The sequence below is a fragment of the Lentzea indica genome, from assembly GCF_012184385.1.
GTDB lineage: Bacteria > Actinomycetota > Actinomycetes > Mycobacteriales > Pseudonocardiaceae > Lentzea > Lentzea indica.
In genome coordinates, this window is sequence record NZ_VSRL01000109.1 from 1 (window position 1) to 20568 (window position 20568).

Sequence of the window (20568 nt, forward strand, 5' to 3'; positions counted from 1 at the left end):
CAGCGCCACGAACACCGACGGCACAAGGTAATCCGGCACACGCTCACGCAACCACGCCCGCAACACCGAACCACTGACGTCCTCGCCCTCGGCGACCACATAGGCAACCAGGCGCTTGCCACCGTGCGGCCCGCCATCCCGCGCCACCACAACGACATCACGCACGCCAGGGTGGTCACCGATGACGACCTCGACCTCACCCGGCTCCACCCGGTAACCACGGATCTTGACCTGTTCGTCAACACGACCGAGGAACTCGATGGTCCCGTCCGCACGCCAGCGAGCCCGGTCGCCCGTCCGATACAGACGCTCACCAGAGCCGGTGAACACATCGGGAACGAACCGCTCCGCAGTCAGGTCCGGGCGCCCCACATAGCCTGGGCCACACCGGCGCCACCGACCAGCAGCTCGCCCTGCACACCCACCGGCACCGGCCGCAACGACCCGTCCACCACGAACGCTCGTGCACCGGCCAACGGCGTTCCGATCGGCACCACCGCCGCCGGTGATCCTCGGTCACGGCGTGGAAGATCGAGTCGATGGCCGCCTCGGTCACACCGAACACGTTGCCCGGCACCGCATTCGGCGCCACCTCAGCAACCGCACCCGTGAGCGCATCGTGCGTCCACATGTCGGTACCGGAGATCACCAACCGCAAACTCTCCACGGGACCGGAGATCCGGCAGTGCGCCGCCAAGTCACGCAGGAGCATGCCGGGCACGATCTCCGCGATCTCGACCTCGTGGTCGACCAACGTGCGGTGCAACGACTCCACGGTCACGTGCTCGTCGTGCGGCAGGAACACCACGCGCTGGCCGAACGCCAGAGCACGCGTCATATCCCCGATCGACACGTCAAAACCGGGACCCGACATCGACAACACCGTGCCCGGACCACCCAACGCGCGCAGACCGTCACGCCAACCGGCCACGTACGACGACAACGCGGCATGCGTCACCGCCACACCCTTAGGCCGCCCCGTCGACCCCGACGTGTAAGCGATGTACGCCAACGCATTGGGATCGATGCGCACCGGCAGCGCGTCGAAAACCGGAGATGCGTCCTCCAGCAACAGCACTTCACCGACGAAGCCAACCAGCTCGCCGGCCAAGGCCGTGGTCGTGACCGCGGCGACCACACCCGCATCAGCCAGGAGGAACGCGAGACGTTCAGCGGGCAGGCCGGGATTGATCGGCACGTACGCGCCACCGGCTTGCAGCACGCCTTGGAATGCCACCGCCAGGTCGATCCCACGCGGCGCCAGCACCGCCACCGGCGACTCCAGCGTCACACCGGCCTGCTGCAGTCGTCCCGCCAGTGCGTTGGCCCGAGTGCCCAGCTCGGCGAACGTGAGCTGCTCATCGCCGCACACCACCGCCACGGCGTCAGGGGCGGTGTGAGTCCAGCTTCCGATCAGGTCGGGCACCGGCTGTTCAACAGCAGGTTCCGGTGTCCTCCCCCATGCCACCAACTCCGCCGCCTGCTCGGGGCGCTGCAACGGCACATCCCCGACCGCGAGCTCAGGCCGTTCCGCCACCGCGGTGAGCACGACGACCAGCTGGTCGAGAATCCGCTCGACGGTGATCGCGTCGAACGCGGCCGTCGAGAACTCGGCCTCGATCTTGAGCGTGGCCTCGAGGTCGACCGCGAAGGTGAGCGGGTAGTTGCCCTGCTCCACCGACTCGATGGCCTGCACCCCGCCCAGGTCTTCCGGCAACTCTTCCTGGGGGAAGTTGCCGAACACCACGATGCTGTCGAACAACGCGCGGCCGTGCGGGACGGCCGACCAGCGCTGCACATCAACCAACGGCGTGTACTCGAACCGTTGCAGCGCAACCTGGTTGTCCCGCAGCTCGTGCAACCACGCGCGAACCGCGTGTCGACAGGCACCGCGGCCCGCACAGGCAGCGTGTTGATGAACAACCCGACCATCGACTCCACGCCGGCCAAATCAGCCGGACGGCCAGAAACCGTCAGACCGAACACCACGTCGTGCTCGCCCGACGACGCGGACAACACCTTGGCCCACGCCGCCTGCACGACCGTCGACAACGTGACGCGCTCCCGCCGAGCCAGCTCGACCAACCTGGCCGTGACGCCCTCGCTCAGCTGCGTGCGCCGCCGGTCCTGGTCGTAATGGCTCGCCGCCAACCGATCAGTGGGCAGCGGAGTAGGCGCCTCGAAGCCGTCCAGGTAGGTGCGCCAGAACCCTTCGGTGTCAGCGGGGTCGCGCTGGTCCAGCCAGGCGATGTAGTCGCGGTACGGCCGCACCGGGGGCAGGGAATGCCGCTGGTAGGCGGCAGACACCTCGTCCATGACGACGGGCAGACTCCACCCGTCGCACAAGCCTTGGTACAGGCCCCAAACGAGCCAGTTCCGTCCGTCACCGCGGTCGACGAGGTAGAGGCGGGTGAGCGGCGGCCGGGCCAGGTCGAAACCGAGCGCACGGTCCTCCGCCAGCAACTCCTGCAGCTGGACCTGTTGTGCGGACTCGTCAAGGCTGGACCAGTCGCGCAGCTGAAGCGGGACGTCGACATCGGCCAGCACAATCTGGACCGGCTCGCTGACGCCCTCCCACACGAACCCGCTGCACAGAGGCGCGTGCCGGGCGATCACTTCACGCCACGCCGCCGCCAACCTCTCCGCGTCGAGCGGGCCGGCCAGGTCGTAGACACCCTGTCCCCAGTAGAGGCCGTCGACAGGGGCACCCACAACACCGAACAACATGCCCGACTGCACCGGCGCCAACCGATACACGTCCACCAGCGGATAACGCTCAGCGAGCCCGTCCATCTCGTCCTGCGTGAGGGACGCCAACGGGAAGTCCGACGGCGTGAACCCACCGGCCGACCGGCAATGCGCGACCAGTTCACTCAAGGCCTCGACGTAGCGAGCGGCGACCCGTTCGACGGTGGCGGTGTCGTGAATGTTGCCGGAGTGGAACCACTCGATGGACAACCGCCCATCGGCGCTCTGCTGCACTTCGATCTGCAACAGGTGCGAGCGCGTCCCGCCCTCGCCCTCACTCGGCCCCGCCAGCTCGGCGGGCAGTTCCTGGCGAATCAGCCCGACCGAGTCGACAGCGTCGAAGGCACCCAGGTAGTTGAACAACACCGGACGATCCGGCGCACCGGCCAAGTCGTCCTGCAGCCAACGCAGCACGCCATAGCCGACACCGCGGCGCGGCACCGCCCGCAGCTGCTCCTTGACGGCCTTGATCGCCGCACCGGGGTCGTCTGACGGCTCAACCGCACCGGGAAGATCGACGTGAACCACCCGACAGTGCGCGACAAGTCCGCACCCTCACGACCGTGGCTCTCCAAGTCGACCGTGACGTGGTCGCTGCCGGCCCACTCACCCAGCGTCTGGGCGAGAGCGGTCAGCAGCAGATCGTGGCCTTGCGTGCGATACGCCTTGTGCGCCTCGCCGAGCAACGTCGCAGTCGTGTCGGCGTCCAGCCAGGATTGGACGACCGCACCGGACGCCTCGGTGTTCGGGCCGTGCCCGTCCACCGGGACGGCCGTGACGTCCGCCGTCGCGGCGGCCCAGTGGTCGCGCTCGTCCTCGGCGTCGAGGGTCTGGAGCTGCTCGGCCCACGCCTTGAACGAGGTCGTCTTCGGCGCGAGCGCCCCAGCCTGGTAGGCGGTGTCGAGATCCTCCAGCAACACGTTCCACGACACGCCATCCATCACCAGGTGATGCACGGTCAAACCGAGCCACGCGGGCTGTGAACCGCGATCGAAGAACACGGCCGTGATGAGTGGACCATCGGCCAGACGCAACGACCTCTGCGCCTCAGTCATGTGTGCGACCACAGCCTCGTCATCGGCCACTTCGACGACGCGCAGGAACCCGCCGCCGTCGACCGGCGCGTTGTACTGCCCATCGGCGTCGAACCGAATCCGGAGCGCGTCGTGGTGCGCCACAAGGACATCGAGTGCCTGCCCAAGGCGGTCCGGATCAGTGTCGGGTGCCAGCTCGAACATGCCCGACCAGTTCCAGTGATCCCGGTTAGGAATGTCCTCGGCCAAGAACCAGTGCTGGATCGGTGTCAGCGGAACAGGTCCGGTGACAACGCCCTGCTCGGCAAGCGTGGCCGTCGGCGTGTCGCGTACGGCCAGGGCCAGCTCGGCGATGGTCTGGTGGGCGAACACGTCGGCCACGTCGATGCCGAGTCCGGCGGCGCGAGACCGAGCCACGATCTGCAGACTCAGGATCGAGTCGCCACCGAGCTCGAAGAAGTTGTCGTGCACGCCAACACGTTCGACACCGAGCACCTGCGACCACACCGCAGCGAGGGTCTCCTCGATCGCAGTCCGGGGCGCGACATAGGCCCCGATGACAACCTCGGGATCGGGGTCGGGCAGACCGCGACGGTCAACCTTCCCGTTCGGCGTCAGCGGCAACCTGTCCAGGGCCACGAACACCGACGGCACAAGGTAATCCGGCACGCGCTTACGCAGCCACGATCGCAGCACAGAGCCACTGACGTCCTCGCCCTCGGCGACCACATAGGCAACCAGGCGCTTGCCGCCGTGCGGCCCACCATCACGAGCCACCACAACGACATCACGGACGCCAGGGTGGTCACCGATGACGACCTCGACCTCACCAGGTTCGACCCGGTAGCCGCGGATCTTGACCTGCTCATCGACCCGGCCGAGGAACTCGATGGTCCCGTCCGCACGCCACCGCGCCCGGTCACCAGTGCGGTACAACCGACCGCTGGCCTCGCCGAACACATCGGGCACGAACCGTTCGGCGGTCAGATCAGGCCGCCCGACATAGCCCTGAGCCAGACCAGGACCACCGACCAGCAGCTCACCCGGTACACCCACCGGCACCGGCCGCAACGACCCGTCCACGACAAACGCCTGTGCTCCGGTCAACGGCGTACCGATCGGCACCACCGCAGCCGGGTGATCCTCGCCCACCGGGTGGAAGATCGAGTCGATGGCCGCCTCGGTCACACCGAACACGTTGCCCGGCACCGCATTCGGCGCCACCTCAGCCACGGCACTCGTAAGCGCATCATGCGTCCACATGTCCGTGCCCGAGATGACCAGGCGCAGGCTCTCCACGGGACCAGCGGTCCGGCAGTACGCCGCCAAGTCACGCAACAACATGCCGGGCACGATCTCCGCGACCTCGACCTTGTGATCGACCAACGTCCGGTGCAACGACTCCACGGTCACGTGCTCGTCGTGCGGCAGGAACACCACGGTCTGCCCGAGCGCCAGTGCACGCGTCATGTCTCCGACGGAGACGTCGAACCCGGGCCCCGACATCGACAGCACCGAGCCAGGCCCGCCCAGCTCGCCGAGCGCGTGCCGCCAACCGGCCACGTACGACGACAGTGCGCCATGGGTCACGGCTGCACCCTTGGGCCGACCGGTCGATCCGGACGTGTAAGCGATGTACGCCAACGCATTGGGGTCGACCGGCGTAAGTGGCTCGTCGGGGGCCGCCGCGGACAGGTCGTCCAGCAGCAGCATTTCCCCGGTGAACCCGGACAGCTCGCCGGCCAGAGCTGGCGTCGTGACGGCGGCAACCGCACCGGAATCAGCCATCAGGAACGCCAGGCGTTCGGCTGGAAGCCCAGGGTTGATCGGCACGTACACGCCACCAGCGCGCAGCACGCCCTGGAAAGCGACCGCCAGGTCGATCCCACGCGGCACCAGCACCGCGACCGGCGACTCCACCGACACACCGGCACGGCGCAGACGCGCGGCAAGGGCATCGGCCCGAGCACCCAGCTCGGCGAACGTGAGCTGCTCATCGCCGCACACCACAGCGACCTCAGACGAGGCCCATCCGGCGATCAGGTCCGGCACCGGCCGCTCGGCAGCGGGCACAGGGGTGGCACCCCACGCCACCAACTCCGCCGCCTGCTCCGGACGCTGCACCGGCACGTCCCGGACAGCCAGCTCGGGCCGCTCCGCCACCGCGGTGAGCACGACCGCGAGCTGGTCGAGGATCCGCTCGACCGTGACCGCGTCGAACGCCGCCGTCGAGAACTCCGCCTCGACGCGCAGCGTGCGCTCCAGGTCGACGGCGAAGGTGAGGGGGTAGTTGCCCTGCTCCACCGAGTCGGCGGCCTGCAATCCACCCAGGTCTTCCGGCAACTCTTCCTGTGGGTAGTTGCCGAACACCACGATGGAGTCGAACAACGCGCGACCGTGCGGCACAGCCGACCACCGCTGCACATCAACCAACGGCGTGTACTCAAACCGTTGCAGCGCAACCTGATTGTCCTGCAGCTCAGGCAACCACGCGGCGAACGGCGTGTCTGTGGGCACCACGGCCCGCACGGGCAGCGTGTTGATGAACAACCCGACCATCGACTCCACGCCGGCCAAATCAGCCGGACGGCCAGAAACCGTCAGACCGAACACCACGTCGTCGTCACCCGAGTACGTCGACAGCAGCAGTGCCCACGCCGCCTGCACGACCGTCGACAGCGTCACGCGCTCACGGCGGGCCAGCTCGACCAGCTTGCCCGTGACGGTCTCGTCCAGGCGCATGCGACGGCGGTCCTGGTCGTAGTGGCTGCCAGCCAACCGATCGACCGGAAGTGGCGTAGGCGCTTCGAGACCGTCCAAATAGGTGCGCCAGAACCCTTCGGACTCAGCAGAGTCACGCCGGCCCAGCCACGCAATGAAGTCCCGGTAGGACCGAACAGGCTCAAGGGACTGGCCCTGGTAGGCGGCGGACACCTCGTCCATGACGACGGGCAGACTCCACCCGTCACACAAACCCTGGTACAGGCCCCACACCAACCACAGCCGGCCCTCGCCGCGATCCACCAGGTACAACCGCGTCAAGGGCGGCGCGGCGAGATCGAAGCCCAGCGCGCGATCCTCTGCCAGGAGCACCTGCAGCCGGTCCTGCTGAGCAACGTCATCGAGATGGGACCAGTCCTGCTGCTCCAGCGGAGCGTCAACGTCAGCAAGCACGACCTGAACCGGCTCACTGACGCCTTCCCACACGAACCCGCTGCGCAACGCCGCATGACGAGCGATCACCGACCGCCAGGCATCAGCAAGCCGCCCGGCATCCAGAGGACCCGTCAGGTCGTAGACCCCTTGGCCCCAGTAGAGCCCGTCGACAGGGGAACCCGCGACACCGAACAACATGCCCGACTGCACCGGCGCCAACCGGTACACGTCCACCAGCGAATAACGCTCAGCGAGCCCATCCACCTCGTCCTGCGTCAGCGACGCCAACGGGAAGTCCGACGGCGTGAACCCACCGGCCGACCGGCAATGCGCCACCAGCTCACGCAAGGCCTCGACGTAGCGAGCCGCAACCCGTTCGACAGTGGCGGTGTCGTGCAGGTTGTGGCTGAAGTGCCAGTCGACCTGCAGGCGTCCGTCAGCGTCCTGCTGGGCTTCGATCTGCAAGGCGTGCGAACGCGTCCCGCCCTGGCCCTCACTCGGGCCGGCCAGCTCGGCCGGAAGTTCCCTGCGGATCAGGCCGAGAGAGTCGACAGCGTCGAAGGCACCCAGGTAGTTGAACAACACCGGCCGATCAGGCGCACCGGCCAGATCACCGTGCAACCAGTGCAACGCGCCGTAGCCGACACCGCGGCGCGGAACGGCCCGCAGCTCCTCCTTGACGGCCTTGATCGCCGCTGCCGGATCGCCCTCGTGCGTGAGGCGTACCGGGAAGATCGACGTGAAGTACCCGACGGTGCGCGACAAGTCCACGCCGTCGGCCACCGCCTCACGGCCGTGGCTCTCCAGGTCCACCGTCACGTGGCCAGTACCTGCCCACTCCCCCAACGCCTGGGCGAGGGCGGCCAGCAGCAGGTCGTTGCCCTGGGTGCGGTAGGCACGGTGGGCGTCGCCGAGCAGCGCGGCGGTGGTGTCGGTGTCCAGCCACGACCGCACGACGCCGGCCGAGGTCTCCGTGTTGAGCCCCTGGCGGTCCTGCGGCAGTTCCACGACGTCAGCGGTCTGGGCCAGCCAGGTCTCCCGCTCCGCCCGCGCGTCCAGGTCCTGCAGGACCTCGGCCCATTGCTGGAACGACGTCGTCTTCGGCCCGAGCGCCCTGCCCGCGTAAGCCGTGTCGAGGTCCTCCAGCAACACGTTCCACGACACGCCATCCATCACCAGGTGATGCACGGTCAAGCCGAGCCACGCGGGCTGGGAACCGCGGTCGAAGTAGACGGCCGCCACGAGCGGACCATCGGCCAGACGCAACGACGTCTGCGCGGCGGTCATCTCCGCAACCACTTCGTCGTCGTCTCCGACGGTCACCACCCGCAGCAACCCACCGGTCCCGACCGGCGCGTTGTGCTGGCCGTCCGTACCGAACCGGATCCTCAGCGCGTCGTGATGTGCGACAAGGAGATCGAGTGCCTGCCCCAACCGCTCCGGGTCAGTGCCGGACGCCAGCTCGAACATGCCCGACCAGTTCCAGTGATCCCTGTCCGGGATGTCCTGAGCCAGGAACCAGTGCTGGATCGGTGTCAACGGCACAGGACCGGTGACCACACCTTGTTCGGCCAAGGTCACCGCAGGCGTGTCGCGCACGACGCCCGCCAGCTCGGCGATGGTCTGGCGAGCGAACACGTCCGCCACGTCCACACCCAGACCGGCCGCACGGACACGGGCGACGATCTGCAGGCTCAGGATCGAGTCGCCACCGAGCTCGAAGAAGTTGTCGTGCACGCCAACACGCTCGACACCCAGCACACCACTCCACACCGCCGCGAGGGTCTCTTCGGCAGCAGTACGGGGCGCGACATAAGCCTCACCGACCGTCTCCGGCTCCGGCTCCGGCAGACCCCGACGGTCAACCTTCCCGTTCGGGGTGAGCGGCAACCTGTCCAGGACCACGAACACCGACGGCACAAGGTAATCCGGCACCCGCTCACGCAACCAAGCCCGCAACACCGTTGCGCTGAACTCGCCTTCCGCGACGACGTAGGCCACCAGACGCTTGCCACCGTGCGGCCCACCATCACGAGCCACCACAACGACATCACGCACACCAGGGTGATCCCCGATGACGACCTCGACCTCGCCGGGCTCCACCCGATAGCCACGGATCTTCACCTGCTCGTCGACACGACCCAGGAACTCGATCGTTCCGTCCGCGCGCCAGCGAGCCCTGTCACCGGTCCGGTAGAGCCGACCACCGGCCTCGCCGAACACATCGGGAACGAACCGCGCGGCGGTGAGGTCGGGACGACCCAGGTAGCCCCGCGCCACACCGGCGCCACCGACCACCAGCTCACCGGGAACACCGACAGGTACCGGCCGCATCGCGGAATCGACAACGACAGCGCGGGCACCAGCCAGCGGGGTACCGATGGGCACCACCGCTGCGGGATGGTCCTCCGTGACCGGGTGGAAGATCGAGTCGATCGCCGCCTCGGTCACACCGAACACGTTGCCCGGCACCGCATTCGGCGCCACCTCGGCCACCGCACTCGTGAGCGCGTCATGCGTCCACATGTCCGTACCCGAGATCACCAAGCGCAGGCTCTCGACCGGCCCCGCCACCCGGCAGTGCGCCGCCAGATCGCGCAGGAGCATGCCGGGCACGATCTCCGCGATCTCGATCTGGTGCCCCACCAACGTGGCATACAGTGACTCCACCGACACGTGCTCGTCGTGCGGCAAGAACACCACCGTCTGGCCAAACGCCAGGGCACGCGTCATGTCCCCAATGGACACGTCGAAGCCTGGGCCGGACATCGACAACACCGTGCCCGGACCGCCCAACGCGCGCAGCCCGTCACGCCACCCAGCCACATAGCTCGACAGCGCGGTGTGCGTGACTGCAACACCCTTGGGCCGCCCGGTCGACCCCGACGTGTAAGCGATGTACGCCAACGCATTGGAGTCGATGCGCACCGGCAACGCGTCGAAAACCGGCGATGCGTCGTCCACCAACAGCACTTCACCGGTGAAGCCGGACAGCTCACCAGCCAGAGCCGAAGTCGTGACCGCGGCAACCGCACCAGCATCAGCCAGCAGGAACGCGAGACGCTCGGCAGGAAGCCCCGGGTTGATGGGCACGTACACGCCACCAGCGCGCAGCACGCCCTGGAAAGCGACCGCCAGGTCGATCCCACGCGGCACGAGCACCGCCACCGGCGACTCCACCGTCACACCGGCCTGCTGGAGCCGAGCAGCCACACCGGCGGAGTGGGCGTCCAACTCCGCGAACGTCAGGCGCTCGTCGCCGCACACCACGGCAGCGGCATCGGTGTCCGCCCAACTGTGGATCAGCTCGGGTACCGGCAGTTCGGCGACCGGCGTCGGAGTCTCGCCCCACGACACGAGCTGCGCGGCCTGCTCCTGGCGCTGCAACGGCACATCCACGACCGCCAGCCCCGGCCGCTCCGCGACCGCGGTGAGCACGACCACCAGCTGGTCGAGAATCCGCTCGACCGTGGCCGCGTCGAAGGCAGCCGTGGAGAACTCCGCCTCGATGCGCAGCCGGCGCTCCAGGTCGACCGCGAAGGTGAGCGGGTAGTTGCCCTGCTCCACCGAGTCGACGGTGGCGTATCCGTCGGGGATCGCGGCCAGGTCGTCCGGCAGTTCCTGGTGAGGGTAGTTGCCGAACACGACGATGGAGTCGAACAACGCGCGGCCACCCGGAACAGCGGACCAGCGCTGCACATCCACCAACGGCGTGTACTCGAACCGTTGCACCGCAACCTGGTTGTCCTGCAACTCGCGCAGCCACGACGTGAACGCCACGTCCGCGGGCACCACGGCCCGCACCGGCAAGGTGTTGATGAACAACCCGACCATCGACTCCACGCCGGCCAGATCGGCAGGGCGGCCCGACACGGTGAGCCCGAACAGCACGTCGTCCTCACCGGACGACGCGGACAGGACCTTGGCCCACGCCGCCTGCACGACCGTCGACAGCGTCACGCGCTCACGGCGCGCCAACTCCACCAGCTTGGTGGTGACGCCCTCGTCCAGCATCGTCTTGCGGCGGTCCTGCGCGTAATGGCTGGCCGCCAACCGATCCGTGGGCAACGGTGTGGGCGCCTCGAACCCGTCCAGGTAGGTGCGCCAGAAACCCTCGGACTCGTCCGGATCACGCCCGTCCAGCCAGGAGATGAACTCGCGGTACGGCCGCACCGGAGCGAGGGTCTCGCCGTCGTAGGCGGCGAACACCTCGTCCATCACCACGGGCAGACTCCACCCGTCGCACAAACCCTGATACAGGCCCCACACCAGCCACAGCCGGCCGTCGCCCCGATCCACCAGGTACAGCCGCATCAGCGGCGGCGCCGCCAGATCAAAGCCCAGCGCCCGGTCCTCGGCCAGCAACTCGCGCAGCCGCGCGTGCTGAGTGTCCCCGTCGAGATCGGACCAGTCGCGCAGCACGACCGGAACGTCGACGTCGGCCAGCACGACCTGCACCGGCTCGCTGACGCCCTCCCACACGAACCCGCTGCGCAGCGCGGCATGCCGGCCGATCACCTCACGCCATGCCCGAGCCAGTCGGTCGGCGTCGATCGGGCCGGTGAGGTCGTAGACGCTCTGTCCCCAGTAAAGGCCATCGACGGGTGAGCCCACGACACCGAACAACATGCCCGACTGCACCGGCGCCAACCGGTACACGTCCACCAGCGGATAGCGCTCCGCCAGCCCGTCGACCTCACCCTGCGTCAGCGACGCCAACGGGAAGTCCGACGGCGTGAAACCAGAGACCCCGGACTGACAATGCGCCACCAGCTCGCGCAACGCCTCGACATAACGTTCCGCGACCCGCTCCACGGTGCCGGACTCGTGCAGGTTGGTGCTGTGCAGCCAGTCGATCCGCAGGCGGCCGTCGTCCGCGCGGACCACCTCCAGCTGCAGCGGGTAGGACCGGGTCCCGCCAGGTCCCTGCATCGGGCCGGCCAGCTCGACCGGAAGCTCCCGGCGGATCAAGCCAACCGAGTCGACGGCGTCGAAGCCACCGAGATAGTTGAACAGCACCGGACGATCCGGCGCACCGGCCAAGTCACCCTGCAACCAACGCGACACGCCATAGCCGACACCGCGGCGCGGCACCGCCCGCAGCTGCTCCTTGACCGCCTTGACCGTCGCACCAGGTGCGTCGTGCCGGCTCAACCGCACCGGGAAGATCGACGTGAACCACCCGACGGTGCGTGACAGATCCAGGCCCTCGCGGCCATGGCTCTCCAGGTCGACCGTGACGTGGTCAGTGCCTGCCCACTCCCCCAAGACGTTCGCCATAGCGGCGAGCAACAGGTCGTTGGCCTGCGTCCGATAAGCCTTGTGCGCCTCACCGAACAGGGCGGTGGTGGTGTCGGCGTCCAACCAGGTGCGCACGACGGCGCCCGACGCCTCGGTGTTCGGGCCGTCGCCGTCGACCGGCAGCGCGACCACGTCCGACGTCGCCGCGACCCAGTGGTCCCGTTCTCCGCCGACCTCCAGCTCCAGCAGGTGCTCGGCCCACTGCTGGAACGAGGTTGTCTTGGGCCCCAACACCTCCGAGCGGTACGCAGTGTCGAGGTCCTCCAGCAGGACGTTCCAGGACACGCCATCCATCACCAGGTGATGCACGGTCAGACCAAGCCACGCAGGCTGGTCACCGCGGTCGAAGTAGACGGCCGCCACGAGCGGACCATCGGCCAGACGCAACGACTTCTGTGCCGCGGTCATCTCCGCGACCACAGCCTCGTCGTCCCCGACGGTCACCACCCGCAGCAACCCACCGGCCTCGGCCGGCGCGTTGTGCTGGCCGGCAGAGCCGAACCGGATCCGCAGCGCGTCGTGGTGGGAGACAACGACATCGAGTGCCTGCCCCAACCGGTCCGGATCGGTGCCGGGTGCCAGCTCGAACATGCCCGACCAGTTCCAGTGGTCCCGGTCCGGGATGTCCTGTGCCACGAACCAGTGCTGGATCGGCGTGAGGGGTACGGGGCCGGTGACAACGCCCTGCTCGGCCAACGAGATCGCAGGGGTGTCGCGCACGGCGAGAGCGAGTTCGGCGATGGTCTGGTGGGCGAACACGTCGGCCACGTCGATACCGAGACCTGCCGCACGAACGCGAGACACGATCTGCAGACTCAGGATCGAGTCGCCACCGAGCTCGAAGAAGTTGTCGTGCACGCCGACGTGCTCGACACCCAGCACGCCACTCCACACCGCCGCCAGCGTTTCTTCGACAGCGGTCCGGGGTGCGGCATACGCCTCACCGGTCGTCTCGGGCTCAGGGTCGGGCAGACCCCGACGGTCGACCTTCCCGTTCGGCGTCAGCGGCAACCGATCAAGGGCCATGAACACCGACGGCACAAGGTAATCCGGCACCCGCTCGCGCAACCACGACCGCAGCACCGAACCACTGACGTCTTCGCCCTCGGCCACCACGTAGGCCACCAGGCGCTTACCGCCGTGCGGACCACCATCACGAGCCACCACAACGACATCACGCACACCGGGGTGGTCGCCGATGACGACCTCGACCTCACCGGGCTCTACCCGGTAACCACGGATCTTCACCTGCTCGTCGACCCGGCCGAGGAACTCGAGCTCACCGTCGGCCCGCCACCGAGCCCGGTCACCGGTGCGGTACAACCGGCCACCGGCCTCGCCGAACACATCGGGAACGAACCGCGCCGCCGTCAGATCCGGGCGGCCCACGTATCCCTGGGCCACACCGGCACCACCGACCAGCAACTCGCCGGGAACGCCCACCGGCGCCGGCCGCATCGACCCGTCCACCACGAACGCTCGTGCACCGGCCAACGGCGTTCCGATCGGCACCACCGCCGCCGGATGATCCTCGGTCACCGGGTGGAAGATCGAGTCGATCGCAGCCTCGGTCACACCGAACACGTTGCCCGCCAGGGCATCCGGCGCCACGTCGGCGACCGCGCTGGTGAGGGCATCGTGCGTCCACATGTCGGTGCCGGAGATGACCAGGCGCAGCGACTTGACCGGGCCCGCCTCACGGCAGTGCGCGGCCAGGTCACGCAGCAGCATGCCCGGCACGATCTCCGCGACCTCGACCTCGTGATCCACCAAGGTCTGGTGCAGCGACTCCACCGTCACGTGCTCGTCGTGCGGCAGGAACACCACTGTCCGGCCAAATGCCAGCGCACGCGTCATGTCGCCGATGGACACGTCGAAGCCAGGGCCCGACATGGACAGCACCGTGCCAGGACCACCCAGGTCAGCGAGCCCTTCCCGCCATCCCGCCACGTACGACGACAACGCGGCGTGCGACACCGCCACGCCCTTGGGCCGCCCCGTCGATCCAGAGGTGTAAGCGATGTACGCCAACGCATCGGGCTGAATGGGCACCGGCAAGGCGCCGAACCCGGGAGAGTCGTCGTCCAGCACCAGCACGTCGGCGAGCCCGGCCACCTCACCGGCCAGAGCCGCGGTCGTGACCGCGACAGTCGCACCGGCGTCGGCCAGCAGGAAAGCCAGCCGTTCAGCGGGAAGCCCAGGATTGACCGGCACGTACACACCACCGCTGCGCAGCACGCCCTGGAACGCGACAGCGAGATCGATCCCGCGTGGCACCAGCACCGCGACCCGCGACCCCACCACCACTCCGGCCTGCTGGAGCCGACCGGCCAGTGCGTCCGCCCGGAAACCCAGCTCCGCGAACGTGAGCCGCTCGTCACCACAGATCACCGCGACCTCGGGCGAGATCCGTGCCCAGTCGTCGATCAGGTCCGGCACCGGCCGCTCCACCGCGGGCCTCGACGTCTCGCCCCACGCCACCAACGCCGCCGCCTGCTCCGGACGCTGCAACGGCACATCACGGACCGCCAGGTCCGGCTGCTCGGCCACCGCGGTGAGCAGAACGGTGAGCTGGTCGAGGATGCGTTCCACCGTGGCCGCGTCGAACGCGGCCGTGGAGAACTCGGCCTCGATCTTGAGCGTGGTCTCCACGTCGACCGCGAAGGTGAGCGGGTAGTTGCCCTGCTCCACCGAGTCGAGCAGCGGCGACAGCTCGAAGTCGGCGACACGGGTGTGGCCGCCGGGGTAGTTGCGCAGCACGACGATGCTGTCGAACAGCGCGCGGCCGCCGGGCACCGCCGACCAGCGCTGCGCGTCGACCAGCGGCGTGTACTCGAACCGTTGCACCGCAACCTGGTTGTCCCGCAACTCGCGCAGCCACGACGTGAACGGCACGTCCGCGGGGACAACGGCTCGCACCGGCAACGTGTTGATGAACAGACCGACGGTCGACTCGACCCCGGCCAGCTCCGGCGGGCGGCCCGACACGGTCAGACCGAAGACCACCTCGTCCTCACCCGAAGTCGCCGACAGCACCTTGGCCCACGCGGCCTGGACCACCGCAGACAACGTCACGCGCTCCCGGCGGGCCAGGTCGACGATCTTGGCCGTGACCTCCGCGTCCAGCGCGGTCCGCCGCCGGTCCTGCTCGTAGTGGCTGGTCGCCAACCGATCCACCGGCAACGGCGTGGGCGCCTCGAACCCGTTCAGGTAGGTGCGCCAGAAGGCTTCCGGCTCGGCCGGGTCACGCCCGTCCAGCCACGCGATGAAGTCCCGATAGGGCCGGGTGGGTTCAAGAGCGCTGCCCTGATAGGCGGCGGACACCTCGTCCATCACCACGGGCAGACTCCACCCGTCACACAAACCCTGGTACAGGCCCCAAACGAGCCAGTACTGCCCGCAACCCCGATCGACCAGGTACAAGCGCATCAACGGCGGCGCCGCCAGCTCGAAGCCCAGCGCACGATCCTCCGCCAGCAGCTCCTGCAACCGGGCGTGCTGGGTGTCCCCGTCAAGGCTGGACCAGTCGCGCAGCTGAAGCGGGACGTCGACATCGGCCAGCACAATCTGGACCGGCTCGCTGACGCCCTCCCACACGAACCCGCTGCGCAACGCCGCCTCGCGCGCGATCACCGACCGCCACGCGCCGGCGAGCCGGTCGGCGTCAACGGTGCCGGTGAGCTCGTAGACCCCCTGGCCCCAGTAGAGCCCGTCGCCTTCGGCCGGGGCACCCACGACACCGAACAACATGCCCGACTGCACCGGCGCCAACCGGTACACGTCCACCAGCCCTGGGAACCGCGCCGCAAGCCGGTCGATCTCGTTCTGCGCCAACGACGCCAACGGGAAGTCCGACGGCGTGAGGCCCGAGACCCCGGACTGGCAATGCGCGACGAGCGCCTCCAGCTCTCGCTGGTAGGTCTCGGCCAGCCGTTCGACGGTCGCCGCCTCGTGCAGGTCAGCGCTGTAGTGCCACTCGATCTGCAGCTGCCCGTCGGCGTGCGGGTCACCTCCAGGTTCAGCACGTGGGACCGGGTGCCACGGCCGGCCGTGGCGGCGCCCGCAGGTCGCGGGCAGCTCGCGACGCAGCAGATCCCCAGTGCCCGCAGCGGTTCCCAGGTAGTTGAACAGCACCGGACGAGCCGACGCATCGGCCAGATCGCCGTGCAGCCAACGCAACGCGCCATAGCCAACACCGCGGCGCGGCACCGCCCGCAGCTGCTCCTTGACCGCCTTCACCGTCGCGCCGATGTCCTCGTGCCGGCTCAACCGGACCGGGAAGATCGACGTGAACCACCCGACGGTGCGCGACAGGTCGACCCCGTCGGCGATCGCCTCGCGACCGTGGCTCTCCAGGTCGATGGTCAGCTCATCGGTGCCCGCCCACGGACCCAGCGTGCGCACCAGCGCCGCCAGCAGAAGGTCGTTGCCCTGCGTGCGATAGGCCTTGTGCGCGTCGCCCAGCAACGCGGCGGTCGTCCCGGCGTCCAGCCGCGTCGTGTGGATCCGCGCGGAGCGCTCGTCGTTGGGCCCGTCGCCGTCGACCGGCAACGCGACCACGTCCGACGTCGCCGCGACCCAATGATCCCGTTCGCCGCTGGGGTCGAACGACTGGAGCTGCTCGGCCCACTGCTGGAACGAGGTCGTCTTCGGCCCCAACGCCTCCGAGCGGTACGCGGTGCCGAGATCCTCCAGCAGGACGTTCCACGACACCCCGTCCATCACCAGGTGATGCACGGTCAGACCCAGCCACGCAGGCTGATCGCCACGGTCGAAGTAGACAGCTGCCACAAGCGGACCATCGGCCAGACGCAACGACTTCTGCGTCGCCGTCATCTCCGCGACCACGGCCTCGTCGCCCTCAACGGCGACACCCGAAGCAGGTCGGCGGCTTCGATGGGGGCGTTGTACTGGCCATCAGGCGAGAACCGGATGCGCAGCGCGTCGTGATGGGCGACCAGGACACCGAGTGCCCCGGCAAGCCGATCGGGGTCGGTGCCGGGTGCCAGCTCGAACATGCCCGACCAGTTCCAGTGATCCCTGTCCGGGATGTCCTGAGCCAGGAACCAGTGCTGGATCGGTGTCAACGGCACAGGACCGGTGACCACACCCTGCTCCGCCAGCGTCACCGCAGGCGCGTCGCGCACGACGGCCGCCAGCTCGGCGACGGTCTGGTGGGACAGCACCTCGGCCACGTCGACGCCCAGACCTGCGGCGCGGACGCGCGCCACGATCTGCAGGCTCAGGATCGAGTCGCCGCCCAGCTCGAAAAAGTTGTCGTGCACACCAACACGTTCGACGCCCAGCACCTGCGACCACACCGTCGCCAGAACGTCCTCAATGGACGTTCGAGGCGCCTCGTAGGCTTCTGCCGTCTCCGGTTCCGGGTCGGGCAACCCGCGCCGGTCGACCTTCCCGTTCGGCGTCAGCGGCAACCCGTCCATAGCCACGAACACCGACGGCACCATGTACTCCGGCACCCGCTCACGCAGCCACGCCCGCAGCACCGGACCGCTGACGCCCTCGCCCTCGGCGACCACGTAGGCGACCAGGCGCTTACCACCGTGGGGGCCACCATCTCGCGCGACCACAACGACATCCCGCACGCCAGGGTGGTCGCCGATGACGACCTCGACCTCACCAGGCTCTACCCGGTAACCACGGATCTTCACCTGCTCGTCGACCCGGCCGAGGAACTCGAGCTCACCGTCGGCCCGCCACCGAGCCCGGTCACCGGTGCGGTACAACCGCCCGCCGGATCCGCCGAACACATCGGGCAGGAACCGCTCCGCGGTCAGGTCCGGGCGACCCGCATAACCCCGAGCCAGACCCGAACCACCGACCAGCAGCTCTCCCTCGACGCCCACGGGCACCGGCCGCAGCAGGCCGTCGACGACGAACGCGTCGACGCCGGCCAGCGGCCCGCCGATCGGGACCACCTCGCCCTCGTGTTCCGACGGTGCCGTGACCGGGTGGAAGATCGAGTCGATCGCAGCCTCGGTCACACCGAACACGTTGCCCGGCACCGCATTCGGCGCCACGGCCTCGACGGCCGACACGAGTGCGTCGTACGTCCACATGTCGGTGCCCGAGATCACCAGGCGCAGGGACTCGACAGGACCCGCCTCACGGCAATGGGCGGCGAGATCGCGCAGGAGCATGCCGGGCACGATCTCCGCGACCTCGACCTGATGGTCGGCCAGCGTGCGGTGCAGGGAGTCGACCGACACGACCTCGTCGTGCGGCAGGAACACCACCGTCTGACCGAACGCCAGCGCACGGGTCATGTCACCGATGGAGACGTCGAACCCGGGGCCCGACATCGACAGCACAGTGCCGGCACCGCCCAGCGGATCGAGCGCCCGGCGCCAGCCGGCCACGTACGACGACAACGCGGCATGCGTCACCGCCACACCCTTGGGCCGGCCAGTCGACCCCGACGTGTAAGCGATGTACGCCAACGCATTGGAGTCGATGCGCACCGGCAACGCGTCGGAAACCGGAGATGCGTCGTCCAGCACCAGCACGTCGCCGGCGAACCCGGCCAGCTCACCGGCGAGAGCCGAGGTCGTGACCGCGACAGTCGCACCGGCGTCGGCCAGCAGGAAAGCCAGCCGTTCAGCAGGAAGCCCGGGGTTGATCGGCACGTACACGCCACCGCTGCGCAACACACCCTGGAAGGCAACTGCCAGCTCAATCCCGCGCGGCACCAACACCGCCACGGCGGACTCCACGGTCACTCCGGCCTGCTGGAGCCGTGCGGCGAGCGCGTCGGCCCGCTCCCCGAGCTCACCGAAGGAGAGCTGGTCCTGGCCACACACGACCGCAGGCGACTCTGGCCTGGTCGCGGTGTGGTTCGCGATGAGGTCGGGGACGCTCGCGGTGATGCCCCGCGCGGCCCCCGCTCCCCAGTGCCGGGTGAGACGAAGGTCCACAGTGGACGCAGACACCGCGCCGTCCACCGGCCCGCGGGCCAGCTTGTCGAGCAGCCCCAGAAAGCGCTCCTCGTGCAGCACCAGTTCGGCGCCGGCGGCCACGCCGTCCTCGACGTCGATGTCCAGCCACGCCTGATCACCAAGAGACCAGCCGTAGGTGGTGACGGTGAGGTCGCGGATGGGGCCGACCGACAGGTTGCGGGGAGCGTCGGCTTGCACGGCGGCACCGAAGCGCAGCGGCCGGTTGAAGTCGACCACGTTGAGCGTGGGACCGAACCAGGCGCCGTTGCCGGTGACACCGAGCCGCCGGGCCAGGTCTTCGCCCCGGTAGCGCGACCTGGCGGTGATCTCCGCCAGCCGTGCGGTGGTGGCGTCGGTCAGCTGCCGGACCGTCGTGCCGTCTGGCAGGTGCAGGACCACGGGTGCGACGTTGGCCAGCAACCCGGGAGTGGTGCGGGCCAGCGGACTGTGACGGGCGGACGTGGGAAGGCTGAACACCACGTCGTCGCGATCCGCCAGCTGCCGCTGATAGGCGGCGAACGCCGAAACGAGGAAGTGCGGGACACGCACACCCAGCTCGGCACAGCGTTCGAGGACCGCGCCGCGCAACACCGAATCGACGGCGACCGTGCGCCGCCGTGGCGGCCGCTGCCGCTCGGGGCGGCGTTCGCCCTGACGGCTCAGCACCGCGTCCGTGACCGAGTCCAGCCAGTACCGCTCGTCGGCAAGCCGGTCGAAGGACAGCTGGTAGGCCTGGTCCTCGGCCACGACATCGGCCCAGGAACCGAAGTAGCGCGGCCGGTGCGCGCCGGAGTAGAGCTCCGCCACGCGTTGCGTGATCAGGTTGAACGAGAAGATGTCCGAGATGAGGTGGTGCGACCGGTGGTACCACCAGCTCTCGTCGTCGGCGACGCGCAGCAGCGCCCAACGCCAGAGCGGCGCCACCCGGTGGTCGATCGGCCGGGCGCCGTCGGCGTGCATCCACGCCTCGGCCGCACCCGCCGGATCGTTCTCCGCACGGAGATCCACCACCGGCATGACCTCGGCGGGCAGCTCGTCGGTGAAGGCCTGCCACGGCGCGCCGTCCGTCTGCTCACCGAAGAACAGCCGATAGGCATCGGTTTCCTGAGCCGCAACACGGGCACTGGTCCGCAGGAGCTCCTCGTCGACAGGCCCGCGGAGCACCACGTACTGGGCCGGGTTGAACTCCGGAGTGTCCCCGAGCAGCTCCGCTGACAGCCACATGTCGAGCTGCGCCGCGGTCAGCGAGTACCGATCCCCGGGCGCACGCCGCTCAACCACTGAAACCGCTCCTCCTAATCGGTGGCCCCCCGGCCATTTCACGAGTGAGTTGGCGTGCCGCTGTCGGCAAGCACGAAACCGCCCCCTACCCA

The 20568-nt window shown here is 68.9% G+C and carries 4 protein-coding genes and 1 pseudogene; all 5 read right to left on the minus strand.

Annotation, left to right across the window (positions count from 1 at the left end):
* Positions 1-330 (minus strand): AMP-binding enzyme (locus tag FXN61_RS26755; protein WP_312878012.1); only part of this gene is annotated, 330 nt, incomplete at its 3' end.
* On the minus strand, positions 311-1549 hold the full coding sequence (locus FXN61_RS56960) for an AMP-binding protein (RefSeq protein ID WP_446684949.1): 1239 nt from the start codon (positions 1547-1549) through the stop codon (positions 311-313). The genes FXN61_RS56960 and FXN61_RS26755, both read right to left, overlap by 20 nt.
* A pseudogene (locus tag FXN61_RS56965) lies at positions 1529-3168 on the minus strand (condensation domain-containing protein); the annotation flags it as partial. The pseudogene FXN61_RS56965 and the gene FXN61_RS56960, both read right to left, overlap by 21 nt.
* Positions 3063-17075, minus strand: a complete 14013-nt coding sequence (locus FXN61_RS54590; RefSeq protein WP_167976787.1) for a non-ribosomal peptide synthetase — start codon at positions 17073-17075, stop codon at positions 3063-3065. The gene FXN61_RS54590 and the pseudogene FXN61_RS56965, both read right to left, overlap by 106 nt.
* Positions 17072-20476, minus strand: coding sequence for a non-ribosomal peptide synthetase (locus FXN61_RS54595; RefSeq protein WP_167976788.1), 3405 nt, complete (start codon positions 20474-20476; stop codon positions 17072-17074). The genes FXN61_RS54590 and FXN61_RS54595 overlap by 4 nt, the downstream gene beginning before the upstream one ends.
* Between the last annotated feature and the right edge of the window lie 92 nt (positions 20477-20568).